At 50.4% G+C, this 24,397-nt stretch carries 18 protein-coding genes; 14 read left to right on the top strand and 4 right to left on the bottom strand.

All coding sequences use genetic code 11. The features are described 5' to 3' along the window. Positions 1-118 precede the first annotated feature (118 nt). From asnB to gltB, 3 genes are all read right to left on the bottom strand, one after another. A complete protein-coding gene (gene asnB / locus B5F25_RS14950; protein ID WP_087250460.1) occupies positions 119-1,810 on the bottom strand; it encodes an asparagine synthase B in 1,692 nt (563 codons plus the stop codon). Between the two features lie 182 nt (positions 1,811-1,992). Continuing rightward, positions 1,993-3,339 (bottom strand): glutamate synthase subunit beta, encoded by a 1,347-nt coding sequence (locus tag B5F25_RS14945; protein WP_022041062.1) that lies wholly within the window; start codon positions 3,337-3,339, stop codon positions 1,993-1,995. A gap of 108 nt (positions 3,340-3,447) precedes the next feature. Next, positions 3,448-7,965: a glutamate synthase large subunit gene (gene gltB / locus B5F25_RS14940; RefSeq protein ID WP_022041063.1), complete on the bottom strand. Its 4,518-nt coding sequence runs from the start codon at positions 7,963-7,965 to the stop codon at positions 3,448-3,450. A gap of 585 nt (positions 7,966-8,550) precedes the next feature. On the opposite strand from gltB, the gene B5F25_RS14935 reads away from it, so the two are divergent. The 12 genes from B5F25_RS14935 (at position 8,551) to B5F25_RS14880 (ending at position 20,240) form a co-directional block, all read left to right on the top strand. Next, positions 8,551-8,970, top strand: coding sequence for a SoxR reducing system RseC family protein (locus tag B5F25_RS14935; RefSeq protein WP_087250458.1), 420 nt, complete (start codon positions 8,551-8,553; stop codon positions 8,968-8,970). A gap of 23 nt (positions 8,971-8,993) precedes the next feature. Further along, the gene (locus tag B5F25_RS14930; RefSeq protein ID WP_022041065.1) at positions 8,994-9,866 is read left to right on the top strand and encodes a Fe-S cluster domain-containing protein; all 873 of its coding nucleotides are present in this window, start codon (positions 8,994-8,996) and stop codon (positions 9,864-9,866) included. Between the two features lie 14 nt (positions 9,867-9,880). Continuing rightward, the gene (gene rsxC / locus B5F25_RS14925; protein WP_022041066.1) at positions 9,881-11,218 is read left to right on the top strand and encodes an electron transport complex subunit RsxC; all 1,338 of its coding nucleotides are present in this window, start codon (positions 9,881-9,883) and stop codon (positions 11,216-11,218) included. Between the two features lie 35 nt (positions 11,219-11,253). After that, positions 11,254-12,261, top strand: a complete 1,008-nt coding sequence (locus B5F25_RS14920; protein ID WP_022041067.1) for an RnfABCDGE type electron transport complex subunit D — start codon at positions 11,254-11,256, stop codon at positions 12,259-12,261. After that, complete coding sequence (locus B5F25_RS14915) at positions 12,258-12,863, top strand: RnfABCDGE type electron transport complex subunit G (RefSeq protein WP_022041068.1); 606 nt, start codon at positions 12,258-12,260, stop codon at positions 12,861-12,863. Before B5F25_RS14920 ends, B5F25_RS14915 begins: the two co-directional genes overlap by 4 nt. Positions 12,864-12,880: 17 nt before the next feature. Further along, on the top strand, positions 12,881-13,468 hold the full coding sequence (locus B5F25_RS14910) for an electron transport complex subunit E (protein WP_022041069.1): 588 nt from the start codon (positions 12,881-12,883) through the stop codon (positions 13,466-13,468). 84 nt (positions 13,469-13,552) lie between these two features. Further along, a complete protein-coding gene (gene rsxA, locus B5F25_RS14905) occupies positions 13,553-14,152 on the top strand; it encodes an electron transport complex subunit RsxA (protein ID WP_022041070.1) in 600 nt (199 codons plus the stop codon). 316 nt (positions 14,153-14,468) lie between these two features. Further along, positions 14,469-15,941 (top strand): TolC family protein, encoded by a 1,473-nt coding sequence (locus B5F25_RS14900; protein WP_087250456.1) that lies wholly within the window; start codon positions 14,469-14,471, stop codon positions 15,939-15,941. Between the two features lie 10 nt (positions 15,942-15,951). Further along, entirely contained in the window at positions 15,952-16,938 is a 987-nt protein-coding gene (locus tag B5F25_RS14895; RefSeq protein WP_087250454.1) for an efflux RND transporter periplasmic adaptor subunit, read from the top strand. Between the two features lie 116 nt (positions 16,939-17,054). Next, the gene (locus tag B5F25_RS14890) at positions 17,055-18,230 is read left to right on the top strand and encodes an ABC transporter permease (protein WP_087207738.1); all 1,176 of its coding nucleotides are present in this window, start codon (positions 17,055-17,057) and stop codon (positions 18,228-18,230) included. A 12-nt stretch (positions 18,231-18,242) separates the two neighbouring features. Then, a complete protein-coding gene (locus tag B5F25_RS14885) occupies positions 18,243-19,493 on the top strand; it encodes an ABC transporter permease (RefSeq protein WP_087250451.1) in 1,251 nt (416 codons plus the stop codon). A gap of 123 nt (positions 19,494-19,616) precedes the next feature. Then, positions 19,617-20,240: an ORF6N domain-containing protein gene (locus B5F25_RS14880; protein ID WP_087250449.1), complete on the top strand. Its 624-nt coding sequence runs from the start codon at positions 19,617-19,619 to the stop codon at positions 20,238-20,240. A 7-nt stretch (positions 20,241-20,247) separates the two neighbouring features. On the opposite strand, the gene B5F25_RS14875 is transcribed toward B5F25_RS14880, so the two are convergent. Continuing rightward, positions 20,248-22,140 (bottom strand): AAA domain-containing protein, encoded by a 1,893-nt coding sequence (locus tag B5F25_RS14875; RefSeq protein ID WP_087250447.1) that lies wholly within the window; start codon positions 22,138-22,140, stop codon positions 20,248-20,250. A 117-nt stretch (positions 22,141-22,257) separates the two neighbouring features. Between B5F25_RS14875 and B5F25_RS14870 the strand changes: the two genes are divergently transcribed. Together B5F25_RS14870 and B5F25_RS14865 are read left to right on the top strand one after the other, a co-directional pair. Next, on the top strand, positions 22,258-23,082 hold the full coding sequence (locus B5F25_RS14870) for an ATP-binding protein (RefSeq protein ID WP_022041077.1): 825 nt from the start codon (positions 22,258-22,260) through the stop codon (positions 23,080-23,082). Between the two features lie 12 nt (positions 23,083-23,094). After that, on the top strand, positions 23,095-24,096 hold the full coding sequence (locus B5F25_RS14865) for a DUF4435 domain-containing protein (RefSeq protein WP_022041078.1): 1,002 nt from the start codon (positions 23,095-23,097) through the stop codon (positions 24,094-24,096). The last annotated feature ends 301 nt before the right edge of the window (positions 24,097-24,397 follow it).

Raw genomic sequence — 24,397 nt, 5'->3', positions numbered from 1 at the left:
AATCAGGAGTTAAAAGGGAGTTATCACTCCGCTACGCTCCGTTAGGAGTTAAGCCAATAGTTTTGTTGGTGGAAGCATTAGTAAAAGTATTGACTTAACTCCTTAACTTCTTAACTCCTTAACTTCTTAACTCCTGTGAAACTTTGGCGTATGCCTCCTCGTGCACCCCTGCTACGGCGCGTCCGCTCGGCTCGTTCATGTTCTTGAAAGCCTCGTCCCAGGCAAGCGCCTCGGCGGTGGAGCAAGCCACGCTGGGCACGCTGGGCACGCTTCGGGCGGCACTCTCGCTGGGGAAATATTCCTCGAAGATGCTGCGGTAATAATACTCTTCCTTGTTCATCGGTGTGTTGACGGGGAAACGCTCGGCGGCATGTGCCATCTGTTCGTCGCTTACGGCTTGCGAAGTGACGGCTTTCAGCGTATCTATCCAGCTGTAGCCCACCCCGTCGCTGAACTGCTCTTTCTGACGCCATGCCACTCCTGCCGGGAGCATATCCTGAAATGCCTCGCGCACGATTTTCTTTTCGATGGTCTTTCCGGGACACATCTTGGCGGCAGGGTTGAGCCGCATCGCCACGTCGAGGAACTCCTTGTCGAGGAAAGGCACGCGCCCTTCCACGCCCCATGCCGCAAGCGACTTGTTGGCACGCAGGCAATCGTAAAGGTAGAGCTTGGAGAGCTTGCGGAGGGTTTCTTCGTGGAACGCACGCGCATCGGGCGCCTTGTGGAAGTAAAGGTATCCGCCGAACACTTCATCGGCTCCTTCGCCGCTCAGCACCATCTTGATGCCCATGCTCTTGATGACGCGTGCCAGAAGATACATCGGCGTAGAGGCGCGCACGGTGGTTACGTCGTAGGTCTCGATGAAATAAATCACATCGCGCACGGCGTCCAGCCCCTCCTGAATGGTGTAGTTGATTTCGTGGTGCACGGTGCCGATGTGGTCTGCCACCTCGCGTGCCTTCGCCAGGTCGGGCGCACCTTTCAGCCCCACGGCGAACGAGTGCAGCTGAGGCCACCATGCCTCCTGTTTCCCGTTGCTTTCCACACGGCGGGAAGCGTATTTCTTGGCAACGGCGGAAATGACCGAGCTGTCCAGCCCTCCCGAAAGCAGCACACCGTAGGGCACGTCGCTCATCAGCTGGCGGCGTACGGCGGCTTCGAGTGCCTCACGCAGTTCTTCCACGGATGCCGGATTATCCTTTACGGCATCGTACGACATCCAGTCGCGGGTGTACCAACGGGTCATCTTTCCCTCCTTGCTATCGTAATAGTGTCCGGGCAGGAAAGGTTCGTAGCGGTCGCAAAAACCTTCGAGTGCTTTCAGTTCGCTGGCACAATACACCTTGCCGTCGGCATCATAGCCGATGTAAAGGGGAATGACGCCGATGGAGTCACGGGCAATAAGGAAGGTGTCCTGCTCTTCGTCGTAGAGGGCGAAGGCGAAAATGCCGTTCAGTTCGTCCAGAAAATGGATGCCCTTGTCGCGGTAGAGGGCAAGAATCACCTCGCAATCACTTCCCGTCTGGAACTGGTACTTGCCCGCATACCGCTTGCGGATGTCCAGGTGGTTATAGATTTCGCCGTTTACGGCAAGTATTTGTTTATGGTCGGGCGAGAAAAGGGGTTGCTTTCCGCTTTGGGGGTCGACAATGGACAAACGCTCGTGGGCAAGGATAGCGGTCCGCCCGCAATAGATTCCGCTCCAGTCGGGTCCGCGGTGACGTATTTTCTTTGCCATGGCAAGTGCCTTGTCGCGGAGCGGTTTGGTTTGTTCCTTGATATTGAATATGCTGACTATTCCACACATAAGTTTGTGAGTTTTTAAGTTTGTGAGTTTTTGGGGGTTGAGGTTGAAACACAGATTTTCGCAGATTAACACAGATTATTTTGATTTACTATTTTTCGATTTACGAAGTACGATTTAATGCCCAATAGTAGATAGTAAATTGTCAAATCGTAAATTAAAATAATCTGCGTTTCAATGCATCCTTAATTTTTAGGTGAAAGGAAACGGTCGATGCTTTCGGCGGCTTTCCGTCCTCCGGCGATGCATTTCACTACGAGGCTGGCGCCGGTAGCGGCATCCCCTGCCAGGAAAGCATTCGGGGGAAGCTGGGGAGCTTCCGGCTTCAGGAATCCCATGGCGAGCAATACCAAGTCTGCCTTGATGACTTCCTTCTTGCCGGTGGGTTTCATTACAGGGCGTCCTCCGCCTTCCGCAGGCACCCATTCCACTTCTTCCACTTCCACACCACACACGTGCCCGTTTTTCCCGATGAATTTAGTGGACGACAAACTCCAGCGGCGTGTGCATCCTTCTTCGTGGCTGCTGCTGGTTTTCAGCACTACGGGCCATTGGGGCCAAGGCGTGGCTGGATTATCTCCTACGGGCGGCTTGGGCATAATCTCGATTTGTGTCACGCTTGCTGCTCCTTGGCGGTTGCTTGTGCCGATGCAATCACTTCCGGTATCGCCTCCGCCTATCACCAGCACGTGTTTGCCTCGGGCATCGATGCGCTCTTCTTTCGTGAAGGTCTGTCCGGCAAGTACCCGGTTTTGTTGTGCCAGCATCTCCATTGCGAAATGGATGCCTTTCAGGTCTCGTCCGGGGATGGCGAGGTCGCGTGCCTGGGGGGTGCCGGTGCATACGCAATAAGCGTCGAAGCCTTCGGGCAGCTTCTGCACGTTGATTTCAGTATTGGGCTTGAACGTCACCCCTTCTGCTTCCATCAGCCTGATGCGCCGGTCGATGATGTTCTTTCCCAGTTTGAAGTTGGGGATGCCGAAGCGGAGCAATCCGCCGATGTATTCCAACTTCTCGAATACGGTTACTTCATATCCTTTCTTGTTCAGCTGGTTGGCGGCGGCAAGCCCGGCAGGTCCCGATCCGATAACCGCCACTTTCTTCCCGTTGCGCGGATAGTGTTTCGGCTTGATGTAGCCTTCGCGGAACGCCGCTTCGATGATGGCGGCTTCATCTTCGCGGATGGTGACCGGCGCATGAATACTCAGTTGCAGCACGCAGCTCTTCTCGCACAAGGCGGGGCAGATGCGTCCGGTAAACTCCGGAAAGTCATTGGTGCGGCTCAGTATCTGGAAGGCTTCTTCCCACTTTCCTTTATACATTGCGTCCTGAAATTCGGGCGGGCGGTTGCCCAGCGGGCATGCCCAATGGCAGAAGGGTACGCCGCAATCCATACAGCGCGAGGCTTGCAATTTGCGGTCGCTGGTATTGAGTGTCTGTTCTACTTCACTGAAGTCAGTAATCCGTTCGTGTATCGGCCGGTAGCCGGCTTCCTGACGGGGTATGGTTAAGAATGCTTTAGGATTTCCCATAATATATTAAATGAAGAATTAAGAATGAGGAATGAAGAATCAGGAACGAGGAATGAAGAGTGACATCTACCCATTCTTCATTCTTAATTCTTCATTCTTAATTTATATTTAGTAGTCTCTTTGCACTTCGGCAATCTTTTGCTGGAGTTTGCGCATCTGCTCTTCGGCAAGCACCTTCTTGTATTCAATCGGCGTCACCTGAATGAACTCGTCTACGTAACGGCTCCAGTTGTCGAGCATGGTGCGTGCCAATTGCGACCCCGTGTAGAGGTAATGCTGGCGTACCAGTTCGTGCAGTTCCTTACGGGCGGTGGAGTCTTCCAGCAAGGAGAGTTCCACCATTTCCATGTTGCAGAAATAGTCGAAGTTATGGTTCTTGTCCCACACGTAAGCCACGCCTCCGCTCATACCGGCGGCAAAGTTACGTCCGGTTTCTCCCAATACGACCACCCGACCGCCGGTCATGTATTCGCAACAATGGTCGCCTACGCCTTCTACTACGGCTATGGCACCCGAATTGCGCACCGCAAACCGCTCTCCGGCACGTCCGTTAATATACACTTCGCCGCTTGTAGCACCGTAGAGCAGGGTATTGCCCACGATGGTATTCTTCTCGGCATCGAAATTGCTCCGTACAGGAGGCTGTACTGAAATGTGGCCTCCGCTCAAGCCCTTGCCCAAATAATCGTTGGCTTCCCCTTCCAGCTTGAAGCTGATGCCGTGGGTCAGGAAAGCGCCGAAACTCTGTCCTGCCGAGCCTTTGAACTTCACGTTGATGGTCTGGTCGGGCAAGCCTGCCTCACCATACTTCAACGCTACGGCTCCCGAGAGCATCGTGCCTACTGCACGGTCGGTATTGGCAATGGCATATTCCAGCGATACTTCTTTCTTGCTCTCCAACGCCTCACGGGCAGCGGCAAGCATCGCTACGTCTTTCACATTATCTATATCGTGCTTTTGTGTAGTGACATTGTGCAGTGCCGACCCGTTGTTCACCTGATGCAGGATGCGGCCGAAGTCGAGTAGGGCTGCCTTGCTTCCCATTTGACGGGGCTTGATTTCGATGAGGTCGGTACGTCCTACAATGTCATCGAGGTGCTTAAAGCCCATTTCGGCAAGATACTCGCGCACCTCCTGTGCCAGGAAGCGGAAGAAATTGACTACATATTCGTATTTCCCGCGGAAATGGTCGCGTAACTCCGGATTCTGGGTAGCTACGCCCACCGGGCACGTGTTGGCATGGCACTTACGCATCATCACACATCCCAAGACAATCAGTGCCGCCGTACCGAAACCGAACTCTTCGGCTCCCAGCAATGCCATGCTGATAACATCCCGTCCGGTCTTCAGTTGTCCGTCGGTCTGCAGGCGTACCTGTCCGCGCAAGCCGTTCAGCACCAGTGTCTGCTGAGTCTCGCTCAACCCTATTTCGGGCGGGATGCCCGCATAGCGCATTGATGAGGCGGGCGAAGCCCCTGTGCCTCCTTCGGCTCCCGAAATCACAATCAGGTCGGCTTTCGCCTTCGCTACGCCGGCGGCTATGGTTCCGATACCGCTCTCTGCCACCAGTTTCACGCTGATTTGGGCTTTCGGATTCACGTTCTTCAAGTCAAAGATGAGCTGAGCCAAATCCTCGATGGAGTAGATATCGTGATGGGGCGGAGGTGAAATCAATGAGATGCCCGGAATGGAATGGCGCGTACGGGCGATGACCTCGTTCACCTTGAAGCCCGGAAGCTGTCCGCCTTCACCGGGCTTGGCTCCCTGCGCCACCTTGATTTGTATCTCTTCGGCATTCACCAGGTATTCGGCGGTCACTCCGAAACGCCCCGATGCCACCTGCTTGGTCTTGCTACAGAGCGAGATGCCGTCGAACGTATCGTGAAAGCGGTCCGAATCCTCGCCTCCCTCGCCCGTATTGCTCCGTGTGCCCAGCTTGTTCATCGCAAGCGTCATTGCCTCGTGGGCTTCCTTGCTGATGGCGCCGAACGACATGGCTCCCGTCACGAAATGTTTTACTATATCCTCTACCGGCTCCACTTCTTCTACCGGAATGGGGTTGCGCTTGAAGGAGAAGAAGTCGCGCAAGAAAATGGGATGCTCTTTCTCGTCCGCCTTGCGGGTGTATTCCTTGAACTTGGCATAGCTTCCCGTGCGTGTGGCGAGCTGAAGGGCACTGATGGTTTCAGGGTTCCAGGCATGTTTCTCTCCGTCTTTCCGGTAAGAGAACTGTCCGATATGCGGCAATAAAGGCTCTACTTCATCCGGCATGAACCCGTTGTCGTGGAACGTGATATAGTCTTTGGCTATCTCTTCCAGCCGGATGCCTCCCACCGAAGACGTTCCGGTGCCGAAATAAGCCTTCAGCAATTCTTCACTCAGCCCGACGGCTTCGAATATCTTGGCGCCGCGGTACGAACGGATGGTACTGATGCCCATCTTGCTCATCACCTTATACAATCCCTTGCAGATAGCCTTGATGTAGTTCTTTTCCGCGGTTTCATAGTTCATTTGGATTTCGTTGCGTTTCACCAGTTCGTCCAATACCGCAAATGCCATGTACGGATTGAAGGCACTTGCCCCGTATCCCAGAAGCAGGGCGGCATGCATCACCTCGCGCACCTCTCCGCTTTCTACAATCAGCGCGGTCTGTACACGTTTCTGCACGCTGATAAGGTGATGGTGCACGGCACTTACGGCAAGCAGGGACGGGATGGCGGCGTGTTCCGTATCGATGCCTCTATCCGACAGGATGATATAGTTTACGCCATCATCTACCGATTGTTCGGCTTTCTTGCACAACTGGGTCAGGGCTTCCTGCAATCCTGCCTTCCCTTTGCTGACTTCGAAGAGCGCAGGAAGCTTCACGGTATTGAAGCCCTTATAGCGGATGTTGCAGAGAATGTCCAGTTCGGTATTGGTAAGGATGGGATGCGGAAGGCGCACCATCTTGCAATGGCTTTCGCTGGGCAAGAGGATGTTGGTGCCCACCGCCCCGATGTATTCGGTGAGCGACATCACCAGTTCCTCGCGTATCGGGTCGATAGCAGGGTTGGTCACTTGTGCGAACTGCTGGCGGAAATAGTTGAATAGCAACTGAGGCATGTCGCTCAGCACCGCCAGCGGGGTATCGTTTCCCATGGATGCCGTAGGTTCGGCACCGTTGGTGCACATCGGTGTCAGCGTGCGTTCGATGTCCTCGCGCGTGAAACCGAAGGCACGGAGCTTACGCTCGAAGTCGGGCACGGTATTTTCCACCTTCCGCCCGCTCTTCAGGGTGTTCAGCTCGATGCGGTTGGCAGAAAGCCATTGGCGGTACGGGCGTGCCGATGCAAGCTGTTCTTTCAACTCCCCGTCGTAATAGATTTTGCCTTCCTGGGTATCGATAAGCAATATCTTTCCCGGCTGGAGGCGTCCTTTTTCCTTGATGGTCTCCGGCTCAAAGCTGATGACACCAGCCTCGCTTGCCACCACCATCATGTCATTTTTCGTAATGAGGTAGCGTGCCGGACGCAAGCCGTTACGGTCCAACATACCTCCGGCATACCTTCCGTCGCTGAAAAGCAGGGCGGCAGGTCCGTCCCACGGTTCCATCAGGATGGAATGGTATTCGTAGAATGCCTTCAGGTCTTCGCTGATAGGATTCTTGTCGTTGAACGATTCGGGCACCAGCATCGCCATGGCATGAGGCAGGCTCAAGCCCGACATCACGAAAAACTCCAATACATTGTCCAGCGAGGCGCTATCGCTCATGCCCGGCTGGATGATGGGACGGATATCCTTTACATTGCCCAGAGTAGGCGTAGAAAGCACACTTTCCCGGGCTTCCATCCATGCACGGTTTCCCCGGATGGTATTGATTTCACCGTTATGCGCCAAGAGGCGGAAAGGCTGGGCAAGGCTCCACGTGGGGAAGGTGTTGGTGCTGAAGCGGGAATGCACGATGGCAAGCCCGCTGGTGAAGTAAGGTTGTGTCAGGTCCTGGAAATACTCGCGTACTTGCACCGACGAGAGCATACCTTTATAAATAATGTTCTTGCTGGACAATGACACTATGTAGAAGTCTTTGTGTTGTATCCGCTTCTCGATTTTCTTGCGTATGATATACAAGGTACGTTCCAGGTTTTCCACGTCCGTGGCACCGGTGATGAACACTTGCTTGATAGCCGGCTCCGTCTCCTGTGCGCTTTGCCCCAGGATGGAAGAGTTGACCGGTACGCTCCGCAAGTGCATCAGGGTAAGCCCTTCACGCTCTATTTCCTCTATCATGATGCTCAGGATGCGTGCCTGTTCCTGCTCGTCCTTGGGCAGGAAGACCAACCCTGTGCCGTACTTTCCTTTTTCAGGCACCGGTATGCCTTGCAACAAGATAAACTCATGAGGAATCTGTACCATGATGCCGGCACCGTCTCCGGTCTTGTTGTCGGCACCTTCCGCCCCGCGGTGTTTCATATTCTCCAGCACTTTCAGTGCCGAGTCCACCAGTTCGTGCGACTTGTTGCCATGAATGTCTACAATCATTCCCACACCGCAAGCATCGTGCTCGTATGCAGCATCGTATAATCCCGTTTGTTGTACGTCTGTAGCTGCGCTGCTCTCCATTCTGATAAAAGTTTCCTCTTTCATTGGTGTTTGCTTTCTTTTTACTACTGTTTAGTCGTTTGTATCTATCTCTTTGCTCGCAAAGATACAGATACTACATTCATCGTGTACACCTACAGGCCGTTTTTGTTTCAAGAAATATCAAGTGCCCGCCGCCACACTTTCAATCTGTTCGAATAATCCTTGCCTATCAAACATATCATAAGCAAAACAAATTGTTTTAATTACAATATAAAAGAATAAGGCTTTTTATAGCTCAACATTCCATCGGCTTCTATTGCCACAGACATACTGTCAATAAACAGTCCACATGACTGCATTGCTTGTAAGATTATTAATCTTCAAGCCGAAAGATTATTAATCTTCACGCTGTAAGATTAATAATCTTACAAACGATGCAGCATATGGCGGAGAGATACAGATACGCCGGCACTACTTATCCACCGAGGTCATCCCCTAATCGTCCATGCATTCTGATGCAATCAGAGGGAGAAAGACACATATCCGTTGGATTTTGCTTTTTTTAGCAGATAAATTCACCGTTAACGTTACCAGCGACTGAAAATTTATAGTATTTTTGCCTCGTATTGCAAAGTACAGATTACAAATATGCCAAGTAACATTAAACATCTAGGTATTGTGGAAAGCATCAACGGAACTCGCCTGAAGGTGAGAATCGAACAAACATCAGCTTGCGCGGCATGTAGCGTCAAGCAACATTGCCACGTGCCTGAATCAAAAGAAAAGATAATCGATGTGTGTAACCCACAAGGAGTGGTGTGTGCTGTCGGACAAAAGGTATTGATTTCGGGCACCACCGTGATGGGCATGAAAGCCGTCCTGCTGGCTTTTGTCTTTCCTTTTTTGGTTTTACTCTTGGCACTTGCTTCCGTCCTTCACCTTACGCACAATGAGTTGGTTTCCGCCCTTGCCGCACTAGGTGCACTGGTTCCTTATTACCTTATTATATATATATGCCGTAAGCGACTGAACCGTTCGTTTATCTTCCGGCTGGAAAATGTAGTCTAATCAAATAAACTAACTTTATACGTATGAATATGATTTTAATTGCGGTCGTTTCATTGGGAGCCATCGGACTGGTATCTGCCATCGTCTTGTATGTGGCTTCGAAGAAATTTGCCGTGTACGAAGATCCACGAATTGCCCAGGTAGCCGAAGTGCTTCCACAGGCAAATTGCGGTGGATGCGGATTTCCGGGATGTTCGGGCTTTGCCGCAGCATGTGTCAAGGCAGGCTCGCTCGAAGGGAAACTCTGTCCCGTAGGTGGACAACCCACGATGGAGAAGGTAGCTGCCATCTTGGGGCTGAAGGCAGAAGCCTCCGAGCCTAAAGTGGCTGTAGTAAGATGCAACGGCACATGCGACAATCGTCCCCGGCTCACGCAATACGACGGTGTGCGCTCGTGCGTAGTGGCAAATGCCACCGGAGGTGGAGAAACGGGATGTTTCTTCGGATGCCTGGGTTATGGTGATTGCGCCAATGCCTGCCAGTTCGGGGCCATCCGCATCAATCCTCAGACTGGACTGCCCGAAGTGGACGAGACAAAATGTACCGCGTGTGGAGCCTGTGCGAAAGCCTGCCCACGAAACATCATCGAAATCCGCCCACGTGGAAAGAACAACCGCCGTGTGTATGTGCAATGCGTCAACAAAGACAAAGGTGCCCTTGCCCGTAAGGTGTGCGATGCCGCCTGTATCGGATGTGGCAAATGCGTGAAAACTTGTCCGTTCGAAGCTATTACACTCGAAAACAACCTTGCCTACATCGACCCTGCCAAATGCAAGGCGTGCCGCAAGTGCGAAATGGAATGTCCGCAAGGAGCCATCGTGGCGGTCAACTTCCCTCCCCGTAAGCAACGGGAAACCGTTTCAGCCGAAATAGAACAACCCGAAGTAAAACCTTAAAAACAACAGATAAAGTGAAGACATTCAGAATTGGTGGAGTACATCCAGCAGCTAATAAATTGTCGGCGGGCAAAGCCATCGAACCCCTTGCCCTCCCCCGACAGGCGGTGTTCCCTTTGTCACAACACATCGGCGCACCTGCTACCCCCCTCGTAAAAAAAGGCGATACGGTAAAGGTGGGCACCCGGATAGCAGAAGCAGGAGGATTTGTCTCAGCCCCCATCTTCTCGTCCGTATCTGGCAAGGTGAACAAGATAGATAGCGTCATTGATGCCAGCGGCTATCGTAAGCCCGCCATCTATATCGATGTGGAAGGTGATGAATGGGAGCCGGACATCGACCGCAGCACCACTCTCCTAAAAACATGCGACCTCAGCCCCGAGGAAATCGTGTCACGTATTAAAGAAGCCGGCATCGTAGGCATGGGCGGTGCCTGTTTTCCCACACACGTCAAGCTCAGCCCTCCGGCAGGATGCAAGGCAACGTGCGTCATTATCAACGGCGTGGAATGTGAACCTTATCTGACCGCCGACCACCGGCTGATGCTGGAAAAGCCCGATGAAATATTGGTAGGCATCTGCATCCTGATGAAGGCCGCCAAGGTTAATCGTGCTTACATCGCCATCGAAAACAACAAGCCAGATGCCATCCGCCTGCTTTCCGAAAAAGCCAAGGCTTATGCAGGTATCGAAGTGGTTCCTCTGCAAGTAAAATATCCCCAAGGAGGCGAAAAGCAATTGATTGACGCTGTTATCCGCCGGCAAGTGCCAGCTCCTCCTGCATTGCCCATCCATGTAGGTGCCATCGTACAAAACGTAGGCACGGTATTTGCCATCTACGAAGCAGTACAAAAACATAAGCCCCTCTTCGAACGCATTGTAACCGTCACAGGTAAGTCGCTCAAGACTCCTTCCAATTTTCTTACCCGACTGGGCACTCCGATGAGCCAGTTGATAGAAGCAGCCGGAGGTATGCCCGAAGATACCGGCAAGGTAATCGGAGGAGGTCCGATGATGGGAAAAGCACTGATGAGCACCGACATACCTATATGCAAAGGAAGTTCGGGCGTACTGCTGATGAACGAACATGAAGCACGCCGTGCAACTCCTCAACCTTGTATCCGTTGCGCCAAATGTGTAAGTGTATGCCCAATGGGACTGGAACCTTACCTGCTTGCCACCTGTTCGGCACATGGCGATTGGGACCGCGTGGAACACGAACAGATTATGTCGTGCATCGAATGCGGATCGTGCCAGTTCACCTGTCCCTCACACCGCCCGATACTCGATAATATCCGGTTGGGAAAAGGCAAAGTCGGCGCCATCATCCGCGCACGCAACACCAAAAAGTGAATTATAAGTTGAAAATGATAAATTGTAAAATATAAATGGAAAATAAACTCATCGTATCTTTATCGCCTCACGTGCATAGCGGCGACAGCATCCAACGCAATATGTATGGCGTGCTGATAGCGCTCATCCCCGCCTTGCTCGTATCGTTCTTCGTGTTCGGACTAGGGGCTATCATTGTCACGCTCACTTCGGTAGCAGCCTGCCTCTTCTTCGAATGGGCCATCACAAAATACATCCTGAAGCGCGATGGAAACACCCTTTGGGATGGTTCCGCCGCCATCACCGGCATCTTACTGGCATTCAATCTACCTTCCAACCTGCCTGTATGGATTGTCATCATCGGTGCCCTCGTGGCTATCGGTATCGGCAAGATGACTTTTGGCGGACTAGGGTGCAATCCGTTCAATCCGGCACTCATCGGCCGTGTATTCCTGCTCATCTCTTTCCCCGTACAAATGACCTCGTGGCCTCAAGCCGGACAATGGGGAGCTTACCTTGATGCCGAAACCGGAGCAACTCCGCTTGCCCTGATGAAGCAAGCCATCAAGTCGGGCGACCCTTCCGTATTGAACGACCTGCCCAGCAGCCTGCTCCTGTTAATAGGTTTTCCTGAAAATTGTCAGGCAGGAGCCGGATGTCTGGGAGAAATCTGTGCCCTTGCCCTGCTTCTCGGACTGGCTTATATGTTGTGGAAAAAAATCATCTCGTGGCACATACCGATATCCATCCTTGCTACCGTATTCGTTTTTTCGGGACTGATGCACCTGGCGAATCCCGTCTATGCCTCGCCCGTACAACATCTGCTCACCGGAGGATTGATGTTGGGAGCCATTTTTATGGCAACCGATTACGTAACCTCGCCGATGAGCCATAAAGGAATGCTCGTCTACGGCGTGTGCATCGGTTTCCTTACGGTAGTCATCCGCACCTTCGGAGCATATCCCGAAGGCATGTCATTCGCCATCCTGATTATGAATGCATTCACTCCGTTAATCAACACTTATTGTAAACCCAAACGCTATGGGGAGGTAGCAAAAAAATGAAAAAACTGGAATCGTCATTGAAAAATATGATCCTGTCGCTGACTGGATTTTCTATTGTAGCCGGTGGATTGCTGGGCTGGGTCAATGCAGCTACTGCCGAGCCTATTGCCCAGGCCAATGCCAAAGCTCTGAGCGATGCCATAGCCGTGGTGATACCGGGATTTGACAACAATCCTGCCGAAGAAGCGGAAACAGTAGAAGTAGAAGGCACCACCTACAAGATATATCCTGCCACGCAAGGGGGCAAGCCCATCGGAGCAGCCGTAGAAGCTTCGGCAAATGGATTCGGCGGTACCCTCACCGTACTGGTAGGTTTCGATACCGAAGGCAACATCATCGACTATTCCCTGCTCAGCCATGCAGAAACTCCGGGACTAGGTTCGAAAGCCTCCGACTGGTTTAAGAAAGGAGCCAAAGGAGACATTACCGGTAAAAACCCCGGCACCCAATCCCTCACAGTAAGCAAGGATGGAGGCGAAATAGATGCCATTACCGCTTCCACCATCACTTCACGTGCCTTCCTGCAGGCAGTAAACAATGCCTGGTCTGCCTATATGAACGGCCAAGTAGATGCCACCAGTGGAGCTTCCCAACAACATTAACAAGAAAGGAGAACATTATGAATAATTTTAAGATACTGATAAACGGAATCGTCAAGGAAAACCCCACGTTCGTGCTCCTGCTAGGCATGTGTCCTACGCTGGGAACAACCTCATCCGCCCTCAATGGAATGGGTATGGGACTCGCCACAATGTTCGTGCTCATCTGTTCCAACTTTGCTATCTCCGGCATCAAAAACCTTGTGCCCGACATGGTACGCATTCCCATCTTTGTCGTGGTTATTGCTTCCTTCGTTACCATCTTGCAAATGCTGATGCAGGCTTATGTACCCGCACTCTACGCCACACTGGGACTGTTCATCCCCCTTATCGTAGTCAACTGTATCCTGCTGGGACGCGCCGAAGCTTTTGCCTGCAAGCATACTCCGATAGCCTCTCTTTTCGATGGACTGGGCATCGGCCTGGGCTTCACCATTGCACTTACCTTACTAGGCGGTGTGCGTGAATTTTTAGGCACAGGCAAACTGTTCGGCATTTCCATCCTGCCCGAACAATATGGCATGCTGGTCTTCGTTCTGGCTCCGGGTGCTTTCATCGCCTTGGGATATCTCATTGCGATTGTAAACAGATTAAAAAAGAATAATTAAAGAGTTCAGAGAGCCCATACTCCGCAGATGCAGCTCGACCATCGGCATTAACTTCTTAAACTCTAAAATAAAAAACAACAAACCATGGAATATATCCTTATATTTATCACCGCTATCTTTGTGAACAACATCGTGTTGTCGCAATTCCTCGGAATTTGTCCTTTCCTGGGTGTATCGAAGAAAGTAGAAACAGCAATGGGTATGGGAGCTGCCGTAGCCTTTGTGCTCACGCTTTCCACCATCGTCACTTACGTCATCCAGAAATTCGTACTCGACCCATTCGGACTAGCTTATCTGCAAACCATTGCTTTTATCCTTGTCATCGCCGCGCTGGTACAGATGGTCGAAATCATCTTGAAAAAAGTGTCACCGGCACTCTATCAGGCATTGGGCGTGTTTCTGCCGCTTATCACCACCAACTGTTGCATCCTGGGTGTAGCCATTCTGGTCATCCAAAAAGATTTCGACCTGCTGACAGGCGTGGTCTATGCTTTCTCTACAGCCTTGGGATTTGCCCTTGCCCTGATAGTTTTTGCCGGCATCCGCGAACAGCTTAGTCTGGTCAATATCCCGAAAGGAATGCAAGGAATGTCTATTGCGCTGATTACTGCCGGCCTGCTGGCAATGGCATTTATGGGTTTTTCGGGTGTCGACAAAGGACTTGCTGCCCTGATGGGACTTTGACACAGGTTTTACATATAAGCCAATTGTCCCTATTACAAAATACAATGTCCACCATTTGTCTGCCCGAGCAGAATCAAAATAAAAGGCACTTCCTTTGCCTGCATATCATATATTCATCGGTCATTGCAAATATATGCAACGGCCGGTGAATATACCTTCGTTTTGAGAATAAGCCTCCTGACCAAATGAGAACATTTTACAAGACCAAACAAAAAAAGCTAAGGCTTTTTTAAACCAAATCGTTTGCCTGTTTGTTTTATTATCAGTACATTTGTTCTGCTTGCACAAGTAAGCAGAAAACCTAAACAAATTGGCAATGAAAAAAATTCTGACCATCATCCTGCTGGGCACACTTGTCACAGTGGCACAAGCCCAACGCATACTCACACTGGACAGCTGCAGAAACCTTGCCCTAGCAAACAACAAGGAGCTGCGCATCGCACAGGAAAAAATAAACGCGGCACATTATCAACAAAAAGCCGCTTTCACCAATTTCCTGCCCAAAATAAACGTGACGGGCACTTATATGCGCACGCAAAAGGAAATCTCCCTGCTCAGCAATGAACAACAGCAAGCCATCGGAAACATGGGAACAGCTCTTGCCCCTCAACTCCAACAACTGGGTGCACAGATGCAACAGATAGCAGCCACACATCCCGAACTGCTCCCCTTGCTCACCCCCCTTTCGGGCGTAATGGGGCAGATACCCGATGCACTGAATGGCGTAGGTGGAAGCATCGTAGACGCGTTCCGCACAGACACACGTAACCTCTATGCTGGTGCTGCCACCCTGACCCAACCCCTCTTCATGGGCGGAAAAATCATTGCATACAACAAAATCACCCGCTATGCCGAACAGCTTGCCGCCTCGCAACACGCCACAGGAATGCAAGACGTCATCCTGAATACTGACCAGGCTTACTGGCAAGTAGTCTCGCTGGCAAATAAAAAGCATCTCGCTGAAAGTTTTGTGAAACTGGTTCAAAGGCTCGACTCGGATGTAACAAAAATGGTAGAGCAAGGCGTTGCCACTACTGCTGATGCTTTAAGCGTCAGAGTAAAAGTGAACGAAGCGGAAATGACACTGACTCAAGTAGAAGACGGACTTGCCCTGGCAAAAATGGTACTTTGCCAATTGTGCGGAATTCCGCTCGACACCGATATCCGTCTGGCGGACGAGGATATGAAAGACCTTGCCTTACCAACCACCTATACCGAAAGCAACGTGGGTACAGCACTTGCCAACCGCGAAGAATTGAAAAGTCTGGAACTTGCCGAGAAAATCTACCGGCAAAAGGTAAACGTGGCACGAGCCGAATTTCTACCCTCCATAGGACTAACCGCCAACTACCTGTTTACCAACCCTTCATTAGTAAATGGATTCGAGAACCGCTTTCGCGGCATGTGGGGCATAGGTGTAGTGGTCAGTATACCGGTATTCCATTGGGGAGAAGGTATTTACAAAGTACGTGCCGCCAAAGCTGAAGCCAACATTGCCCGCTACCGGCTGGACGATGCAAAAGAAAAAATCGAATTACAGGTCACTCAAAGTTCATACAAGGTAAACGAAGCCACCAAGAAACTGGTTATGGCAGAAAAGAATATGGAAAAGGCAGAAGAGAACCTGCGCTACGCCAATTTGGGTTTCCGTGAAGGAGTCATCCCCACCAGCAACGTACTGGAAGCACAGACCGCCTGGCTCTCGGCACAATCGGGAAAGATTGACGCACAAATCGACCTGAAAATGAGCGAAATCTATTTGAACAAATCAATGGGAACACTAAAATAAGACAAACAATATGGCAGAAAGAACGCAACGCAACAACATCATGCTGGCATTCATTACACTCGTAGCAGTGGTATTGATTGTAAGCATTATCGGCTTCATCACTTTCCGGAAAGGTACTGAAATCATACAAGGACAAGCCGAAGCCAACGAATATCGTGTATCGAGCAAAGTACCCGGACGTATCCTGAAAATTTTCGTAGACGAGGGAGATGCAGTGAAAGCCGGTGATACCCTTGCTATCCTCGAAGCGCCCGATGTAATGGCGAAACTCTCGCAAGCGGAAGCCTTGGAACAGGCTGCCCAAGCGCTGAATGAAAAAGCCGAACGTGGCACCCGTGCCGAACAATTGCAAGCCGCCTACGAAATGTGGCAAAAAGCCAAAGCAGGCCTGGAAATCGCCGAAAAATCATACCAACGGGTAAACCGCCTGTACGAAGAAGGAGTGATGTCGGCACAAAAGCGCGATGAAACCAAAGCACAATATGACGCAATGGTGGCCACCGAACGTGCTGCCAAAGCTCAATATACAATGGCAAAAAACGGAGCACAACGGGAAGACAAGTTGATGACTGCCGCCAAGGTGCGCCAAGCGGAAGGTGCTGTGGCTGAAGTAAATTCATATGTCAGCGAAACGTATCTCACGGCATCTGCCGATGGAGAAGTGACGGAGATATTCCCTAAGGTAGGCGAACTGGTCGGCACCGGAGCACCCATCATGAATGTAGCCCAACTGGATGACATGTGGGTGACGTTTAACGTGCGTGAAGACTATCTGAAAGATTTCCACGTAGGGGGCGAGATTTCGGCGTTTATCCCGGCATTGGAAAAAGACGCCACATTTAAAGTGATCTATATGAAAGACTTAGGCACTTATGCCGCATGGAAGGCGACCAAGACCACCGGCGGTTTCGACCTGAAGACATTCGAAATTAAAGCCAAGCCCGTACAGCCGGTGGAGAACCTGCGGCCGGGCATGTCGGCGATAGTCAAAAAGTGAGTTTTTAAGTTTTTGAGTTCTTAAGTTTTTGAGTTGATAATAGAAAAAACTTACAAACCAACAAACTTAAGAACCCAAAAACTCAAAAACTTAAAAACTTAAGAACTCAAAAACTTATGCACACAACCATTCATAAACGCCTGTACCGTATAGCCGTACGCGAACTGCGGCACATCGCGACCCGGCCGATTTACCTCTTCTGCATGGTAATAGCACCGGTATTCTGCTACGTGTTCTTTACCACGCTGATGGCAAACGGCTTGCCTACAAACATGCCCGCAGGTGTTGTGGATATGGACAATACGGCGACTACGCGAAGCATCATCCGCAATTTGGATGCATTCCAGCAAACGCATGTCACGGCTCGTTATGCAAATTTCCACGAAGCACGCAAGGCGGTCCAGCGTGGCGAGATTTATGCTTTTTATTACATACCCGAAGGCACCACCGAGGAAGCTATCTCCGGAAGGCAGCCCCGCGTGTCGTTTTACATCAATTACGCGTACCTCATCGCAGGGTCGTTGCTGTACCGCGACCAGCGCACGATGTCGGAACTTGCTTCGGGTGCCATCGGGCAGAGCACGCTTTTAGCCAAGGGGGCTACCGAAGAGCAGGCAATGGCGTTTCTCCAGCCCGTCGTTATTGACACCCATGCGTTGAACAATCCGTGGCTGAATTATTCGGTGTATTTGTGCAATACCTTATTGCCGGGCATCCTGATGTTGCTCATTTTCCTGACCACCTCGTATGCGTTAGGCATGGAGCTGAAGGAAAATACGGCACACGTCCTGATGCGTCTGGCAGACAATTCTATCAGCACGGCATTGGTGGGGAAACTCTTGCCGCATACGGTTATCTTCTTTATCGTGACCGTATTCTATAATGTCTATCTGTACGGGTTCTTGCATTATCCTTGCAATAGCGGCATTTTCCCGATGCTTCTTGCGGGATTGTTGCTGGTGCTGGCTTCGCAGGCGGTCGGCATCTTCTTCTTTGGCATGTTCGGCACCCTCCGCCTTGCCTTGAGTGCGGCTTCGTTATGGGGAGTCATTTCATTTTCCATCTCCGGCTTTACCTTTCCGGTCATGGCGATGCATCCCGTCTTGCAAGGGCTGGCGGTTTTATTCCCCTTACGGCATTATTTCCTGATATATGTAAACCTTGCCTTAAACGGTTATCCGCTCGTCTACGTATGGCAACCCATAGTGGCGCTTTTGCTTTTCCTGCTTCTTCCGTTCTTTGTGCTGAAGAAGTTGCGCACGGAAATGTTGCACTATGTATATATCCCCTAAAACCGATGGATTATGAAAAAATATTCGTTCAGACATACTATAAAGCAGGGCATCGCCGGATTGTTCCATATCTGTAAGGAAGAGCTGAAGATGACCGTCAAAGACCAGGGCGTACTGATTTTTTTCCTCCTTGTGCCTTTGGCGTATCCGCTGGTCTATGCATTCATCTATACCAATGAAGTAGTGCGTGAAGTGCCCGTGGCTGTGGTCGATGCCGACCGTTCTTCCGTGAGCCGCGAATACCTCCGCCGGGTAGACGGAGGTCCGGATGTCCGTATCGTGTCTTATTGTTCCGATATGGAAGAAGCCCGGCTTTTGCTGAAAAAGCAAAAAATATACGGCGTGGTTTATGTTCCCGAAGATTTTAGCCGCGACTTGGCTTCGGGAGAGCAGGCGCATGTTTCCATCTTTGCCGACATGAGCGGCATGCTTTATTATAAGGCGCTTTTGCTTGCCAATACCGAGGCTTCGCTGGAGATGAACAAGGATATCCAAATCCGGCGTGCGGGCAATACCACCGGGCGGCAGGATGAGATTACGGTCCGCCCGATAGATTACGAAGCGGTATCGCTCTATAATCCGCAGGACGGATTCGCCAGTTTTCTTATCCCTGCCGTGCTTATCCTGATTATCCAGCAGACCTTATTGCTCGGGATAGGTCTGTCGGCGGGTACGGCGCGCGAGAACAACCGTTTCCGGGATTTGGTGCCCATGGTACGCCATTATCAGGGTGCCATCCGCATTATTTTCGGGAAGTCCTTGGCTTATCTTTTGGTCTATCTTGCCGTGGCGGCATATATCCTTTGTGCGGTGCCCAAGATGTTCCAGCTGGTCTTTCTTGCTTCGCCGGATACATTGGCAGCCTTTGTCCTTCCCTACCTGCTGGCATGCATTTTCTTTGCCATGGCATGTTCGTGTCTCATCCGAAGGCGTGAAGACTGCATGATGATATTCGTGTTCACATCGTTGCCTTTGCTGTTCATCTCAGGCATTTCATGGCCTGGAGCGGCAATCCCGGATTTCTGGAAAGCGGTGTCGTGGATATTCCCTTCTACTTTCGGTATCAACGGATATATCCGCATACAGACGATGGGAGCCACACTGAACGATGTCTTGCCCGAATACCGGGCATTATGGATGCAGGCAGGCATTTATTTCCTTCTTACATTCTTCCTCTACCGGAGGGAAATCCTGTTGAGCCGGAAACATGCCTTAAAACGCTTGCATGAGTTCCGGAAAAAGCGGCAGGCGGTGTTGCGGTAAGGTTTATCCTATTTTAATGGACACAGATTTTTTTATTTATTCCGTTTGTGTTTTGTGATGTACTTATGATACGGTTTGCGTTATTGTCTATAAAGAACTTCAATAAATGACATAAACTTTATCATGGATAAAAACAACGATTTAAACGAAAGGGCAGAACGCATCCCTCAGCGTACAGTCAATCTATTTGAACAGGTACGGCAAAAAATCATCCTAATTAGAGATTGTCAGGTGATATTAGATGTGGATGTTGCCGAATTATATGGGGTGGAAACAAAACGGGTGAATGAAGCGGTCAGAAATAATCCGGATAAATTTCCTCAAGGTTACGTATTCCAATTATCGGATGAAGAGATGGAATATTTGCGGTCGAAAAATTCGACCGCAAATCTATCACCCAAGACCCGTGTTCTCCCCAAAGCGTTCACGGAGAAAGGATTGTATATGCTTGCCACTATCCTGAAAAGTCCGCAAGCTACGCAAGCCACCCTTGCTATCATAGAGACATTTGCCTCTGTGCGCCAGCTCAAGCGTGAATTGCACGCCTTACACGGTGAAACGGATGGCAAGTCGCAGCAATCCAAGATGCAACACATCGGAGAAATGCTTTCAAGCATAGTCATGCCTGACCTGGAAACATCCGAAACAGAATCAAGCCTTGAACTCAATTTCCTGATAGGCAAAATCAAGCATACGGTAAAACGGGTGAAAAGGCAGAATGATGCAGACCATACTGAAGTGGAATGACCACTTGTCATGCTTCATGCAGCCCCTCGATATACTCATACAGCTTCCGGTAGAAGGCGTGGCGCGTCAGGGTGGAGGCATCGCCTAAGATGATGAGCTTCATGCGGGCACGGGTGATGGCTACGTTCATCCGGCGCAAATCGTTGAGAAACCCGATCTGGCCGTCCTCGTTGGCACGCACCAGGCTGATGAGGATTACATCACGCTCCTGTCCCTGGAAACCGTCGACCGTATTGACCGTTATCGAGGAACGGAAGGGCTTGAAGAACGCGTCGCGCCGGAGCAGCTGGCGGAGGTATTGCACTTGTGCCTTGTAAGGGGAAATCAACCCGACATCGATGCGTTCTTCGAGGAACCGTTCCCTGCCGATGCGGGTGATGTAGGATTTCAGCTGGCCGATGGAGAGTTCGGCTTCGGCTTTGTTGATGCGCCCGTAACTTTCGCCTACAAACTCTTCGCCGGCATCCATTCCTTCTGTGTTTATCCATTCGATAGGGGTGTCGAAATCGAGTATGCTGCGGTATTTCACTTCGGGAGCCGACTGGAGCATGCCTCCGTAGAACCATTCGGACGAGAAACGCATAATCTCGTCATTCATCCGGTACTGCACTTTCAGGAGCGAAACCGTTTCAGGTTTTTGACGCACGATACATTGCATCAGCGTGTCACCCAAACCTCCACGCAAAGCGTCCAAACATTTCACTGTAGGCGGAAGCTGACAATGGTCGCCTGCCAGAATGACGCGGTCTGCCTTACGGATAGCTATCCAACAGGCAGCCTCCAGTGCCTGCGCTGCCTCATCGATGAACAAAGTACCAAATTTCTGCCCCATCAGCAAACGATTAGCACTACCTACAAGCGTACAAGCTATCACCCGTGCCTCAGAAAAAAGAGCGGTATTGATACGCACCTCCAGTTCAGTAGCACGGTCTTTCAACGAATTAATTTTCGTACGGACATCTTCACGATTGCTTGTCTTACGTATCCGGGCATAGAGATCGCGAATAGCACGACGGATACCCCACAGTTGCGGATAGTCAGGATGTGACTCAAAACGGCGTTCATAAGTGAATGAAAGCATTTTGTCGTTCACCCGACTAGGATTTCCGATACGCAACACGTTCACGCCCCGGTCTACCAGCTTTTCGCTAATCCAATCCACCGCCATATTGCTCTGTGCACACACCAGCACCTGATTTTCGCGGTGCAGAGTTTCGTAAATTGCCTCAACCAGCGTAGTGGTCTTTCCCGTCCCTGGAGGGCCGTGCACGATAGCAACATCCTTGGCATGCAGCACCTTATTGACGGCTTCTTCCTGCGTACGATTCAGCCACGGGAAGCGCACAGGCTGGAAGGTAAAAGCAGAAGCAGGAACAGAACCGTGGAAGATGTCGCGCAACTCCGCCAAACGGTTGTTCTTCGCACCTATCACTTGCTTCAAAGCTTCGAACATCAGGCGGTAACTGGTTTCATCAAAATAAAGCTGTACACCCAGCACATCTTTGCCCTGCAATGCAGCCCAAGCATCGGCATTAGGAAGTGCCACTACCATTCGGTCCTCGTCAACATAACTCACCGTCGCCACAAAGTTGAGGTACGCAAGTTTCCCCATCATGTCCTGCGTAAAAAAGCACACTGGACGCCCATACTCGAACAAGTGTTCTATCTCCTTATCTTCCTTCCGTTCCACTTCCACTACCAACTGATTCAAGGCATTGTAATAATTTCGTCCGATGCTGACGGGATACCAACACATCCCGCGTTTCACCTTCCTGCCTACGCCCATCAATTCAGTCTGTTGGCGAAACTGTTCTTTCTCGTATTCGTACTCCATCCGCAACAAGTCGTATTGATGCTGCAGATACAATATTGGAGAGTGTATCGTAGATTGTTCTTTCATATCCGTAAATGATTTCAAGATACAAAGGTACGAGTTCTCTGAAAAAGAAAGGCTGAATTGTTGATAAATTCCATTATTATCTGTATTTTTACCTGCCAACCAAAAAACATAGAAGTTATGAAAAAGCAGGCAGATTACATCAAACGCATTGATATTAAAAGGATGTGGGGACGCAAAGACATTTCATGGAACCTGCGCCCCGATGTCAATATCCTAAGCGGTGTGAACGGCATCGGCAAGAGTACTATTCTGAACAACTCCGTCCGAAGTCTGACCGCACTGGAAGGAGGAGCCTTGACTAACGGATTTCAAGAAGGGGTATCATTCAGTTTCTCGCCCGAAGATGCCACATACATCAATTTCGATGTCATCCGCAGCTTCGACCGCCCACTCATCAGCTCGGGCTTACTTGAAAAAATAGGCAACCAAAACGTAAAAACCGAACTCGACTGGCAACTCTACCAATTACAACGCCGCTACTTGGACTATCAGGTAAACATCGGCAACCGCATCATCGAAATGCTGACCAGTGGCGACCCCGCCCAACAAGCCCAGGCACCTGAAATGTCGAAAGCAAAAACACTGTTCCAGGATCTGATAGATGACCTGTTCAGCGACACGGGCAAGAAAATCAACCGCAAAAGCAACGAAATCCTGTTCGAACAAGACGGCGATGAGCTCACCCCTTATCAGCTCTCATCAGGCGAAAAGCAGATGCTGGTTATCCTACTCACCGTATTAGTACAGGACAAACAGCCCTATGCCTTGTTTATGGACGAACCTGAAATATCACTGCATGTAGAATGGCAACAACGCCTCATCACCCTCATCCGTCAACTGAACCCGAACGCACAAATCATCCTGACCACCCACTCGCCAGCTGTCATCATGAACGGCTGGATAGATGCCGTAACCGAAGTGAGCGACATTACCACTCATTAAAAAACAAACACCATGGGAAAAAGACTGACCGACAACTTGTCCTCGATGTATCTGGGCGCAGCCAACAGCCTGAAGCCTAAACACGCGCGGAGAAAAATCGTAGCTTATGTAGAGAGCTATGACGATGTGTCTTTTTGGCGCTCCCTATTGGCTGAGTACGAAAACGAAAACCGTTATTTCGAAGTGATGCTTCCTTCACGAACTTCGCTGGCAAAAGGAAAGAAAAGCGTATTGATGAACCAGTTGGGAAAACAATTAGGAGAAAATATGATAGCCTGTGTAGACAGCGATTACGACTACCTGCTGCAAGGACGCACCCAGACCTCACGTTATATGATAGAAAACCCCTACGTGCTGCAAACCTATGCCTACGCCATCGAAAACTACCATTGCTATGCCGAAGGGCTGCACGAAGTATGCGTCACGGCAACACTGAACGACCATGTCCTGATAGACTTTCCGGCATACCTGAAACTCTACTCACAGATAGCCTATCCGCTTTTCGTATGGTCGGTATGGTTCTACCGCCGGCACAATTTGTCAGAGTTCTCTCTGATGGATTTCTGTTCGTATGTCAAAATAGACCAAGTAGGCATACATCATCCCGAATACAGCCTTGCAGTTATGGCCAAAAAGGTTAACCGCAAACTACGTGACTTGGAGCACCGCCATCCCGAAGGCATTCCCGAAGTGGAAGCGATGAAGGAAGAGTTTAAGCACTTAGGAGTATATCCCGAAAACACCTACATGTTTATCCAAGGACATCACATCCTCGACAATGTAGTGATGCGCCTCCTGACACCGGTATGCACTTATCTGCGGCGCGAACGCGAGCAACAAATCAACGACCTCGCCCTGCATGAAACCCAACGGCGCAACGAACTGACCGCCTACCAGCGCAGCCAGGTCGATGTGGCATTAGTCATACATAAAAACACCAACTATAAAGAGTCGCCCACTTACCAGATGATACGGCGGGACGTAGAAAAATTCCTGCGGATAATCAAGGCATAAGCCGTACTATCACCTACGAGGGTCGGTATCACATGCCCCTTAAATCAAATATAAAAATAGGAATATCCGCATTTTGCCCAATTGTTCGTAAGGGCGTATCGCATACGCCTTGAAAATGTCCGTGTGGATAAGTTGCTACATTCGGGTATATGCAATATGCCCGAATGCGAATATCCATAAAACATTAGAGTTTATGTAATTTAGATTTGTTATATATCGCGCATACGCGTACCTTTGCAACATGAATTACCACGACCATAAAGACAACAGCAAAAGTTTCCGTGCCTTGACGGGAGTTAGC

Source organism: Bacteroides sp. An19, assembly GCF_002160215.1.
GTDB classification, from domain to species: Bacteria; Bacteroidota; Bacteroidia; order Bacteroidales; family Bacteroidaceae; genus Phocaeicola; species Phocaeicola intestinalis.
This window is presented reverse-complemented; position numbering and strand designations above follow the sequence as displayed.

Coding starts and splice junctions, on each gene's coding strand:
- B5F25_RS14915 (WP_022041068.1), top strand. CDS start 12,258: ATGAAAAAACTGGAATCGTCATTGAAAAATATGATCCTGTCGCTGACT.
- B5F25_RS14875 (WP_087250447.1), bottom strand. CDS start 22,140: ATGAAAGAACAATCTACGATACACTCTCCAATATTGTATCTGCAGCAT.
- B5F25_RS14880 (WP_087250449.1), top strand. CDS start 19,617: ATGGATAAAAACAACGATTTAAACGAAAGGGCAGAACGCATCCCTCAG.
- B5F25_RS14870 (WP_022041077.1), top strand. CDS start 22,258: ATGAAAAAGCAGGCAGATTACATCAAACGCATTGATATTAAAAGGATG.
- B5F25_RS14935 (WP_087250458.1), top strand. CDS start 8,551: ATGCCAAGTAACATTAAACATCTAGGTATTGTGGAAAGCATCAACGGA.
- gltB (WP_022041063.1), bottom strand. CDS start 7,965: ATGAAAGAGGAAACTTTTATCAGAATGGAGAGCAGCGCAGCTACAGAC.
- B5F25_RS14900 (WP_087250456.1), top strand. CDS start 14,469: ATGAAAAAAATTCTGACCATCATCCTGCTGGGCACACTTGTCACAGTG.
- B5F25_RS14910 (WP_022041069.1), top strand. CDS start 12,881: ATGAATAATTTTAAGATACTGATAAACGGAATCGTCAAGGAAAACCCC.
- B5F25_RS14885 (WP_087250451.1), top strand. CDS start 18,243: ATGAAAAAATATTCGTTCAGACATACTATAAAGCAGGGCATCGCCGGA.
- B5F25_RS14895 (WP_087250454.1), top strand. CDS start 15,952: ATGGCAGAAAGAACGCAACGCAACAACATCATGCTGGCATTCATTACA.
- B5F25_RS14890 (WP_087207738.1), top strand. CDS start 17,055: ATGCACACAACCATTCATAAACGCCTGTACCGTATAGCCGTACGCGAA.
- rsxA (WP_022041070.1), top strand. CDS start 13,553: ATGGAATATATCCTTATATTTATCACCGCTATCTTTGTGAACAACATC.
- B5F25_RS14920 (WP_022041067.1), top strand. CDS start 11,254: ATGGAAAATAAACTCATCGTATCTTTATCGCCTCACGTGCATAGCGGC.
- B5F25_RS14945 (WP_022041062.1), bottom strand. CDS start 3,339: ATGGGAAATCCTAAAGCATTCTTAACCATACCCCGTCAGGAAGCCGGC.
- B5F25_RS14865 (WP_022041078.1), top strand. CDS start 23,095: ATGGGAAAAAGACTGACCGACAACTTGTCCTCGATGTATCTGGGCGCA.
- B5F25_RS14930 (WP_022041065.1), top strand. CDS start 8,994: ATGAATATGATTTTAATTGCGGTCGTTTCATTGGGAGCCATCGGACTG.
- asnB (WP_087250460.1), bottom strand. CDS start 1,810: ATGTGTGGAATAGTCAGCATATTCAATATCAAGGAACAAACCAAACCG.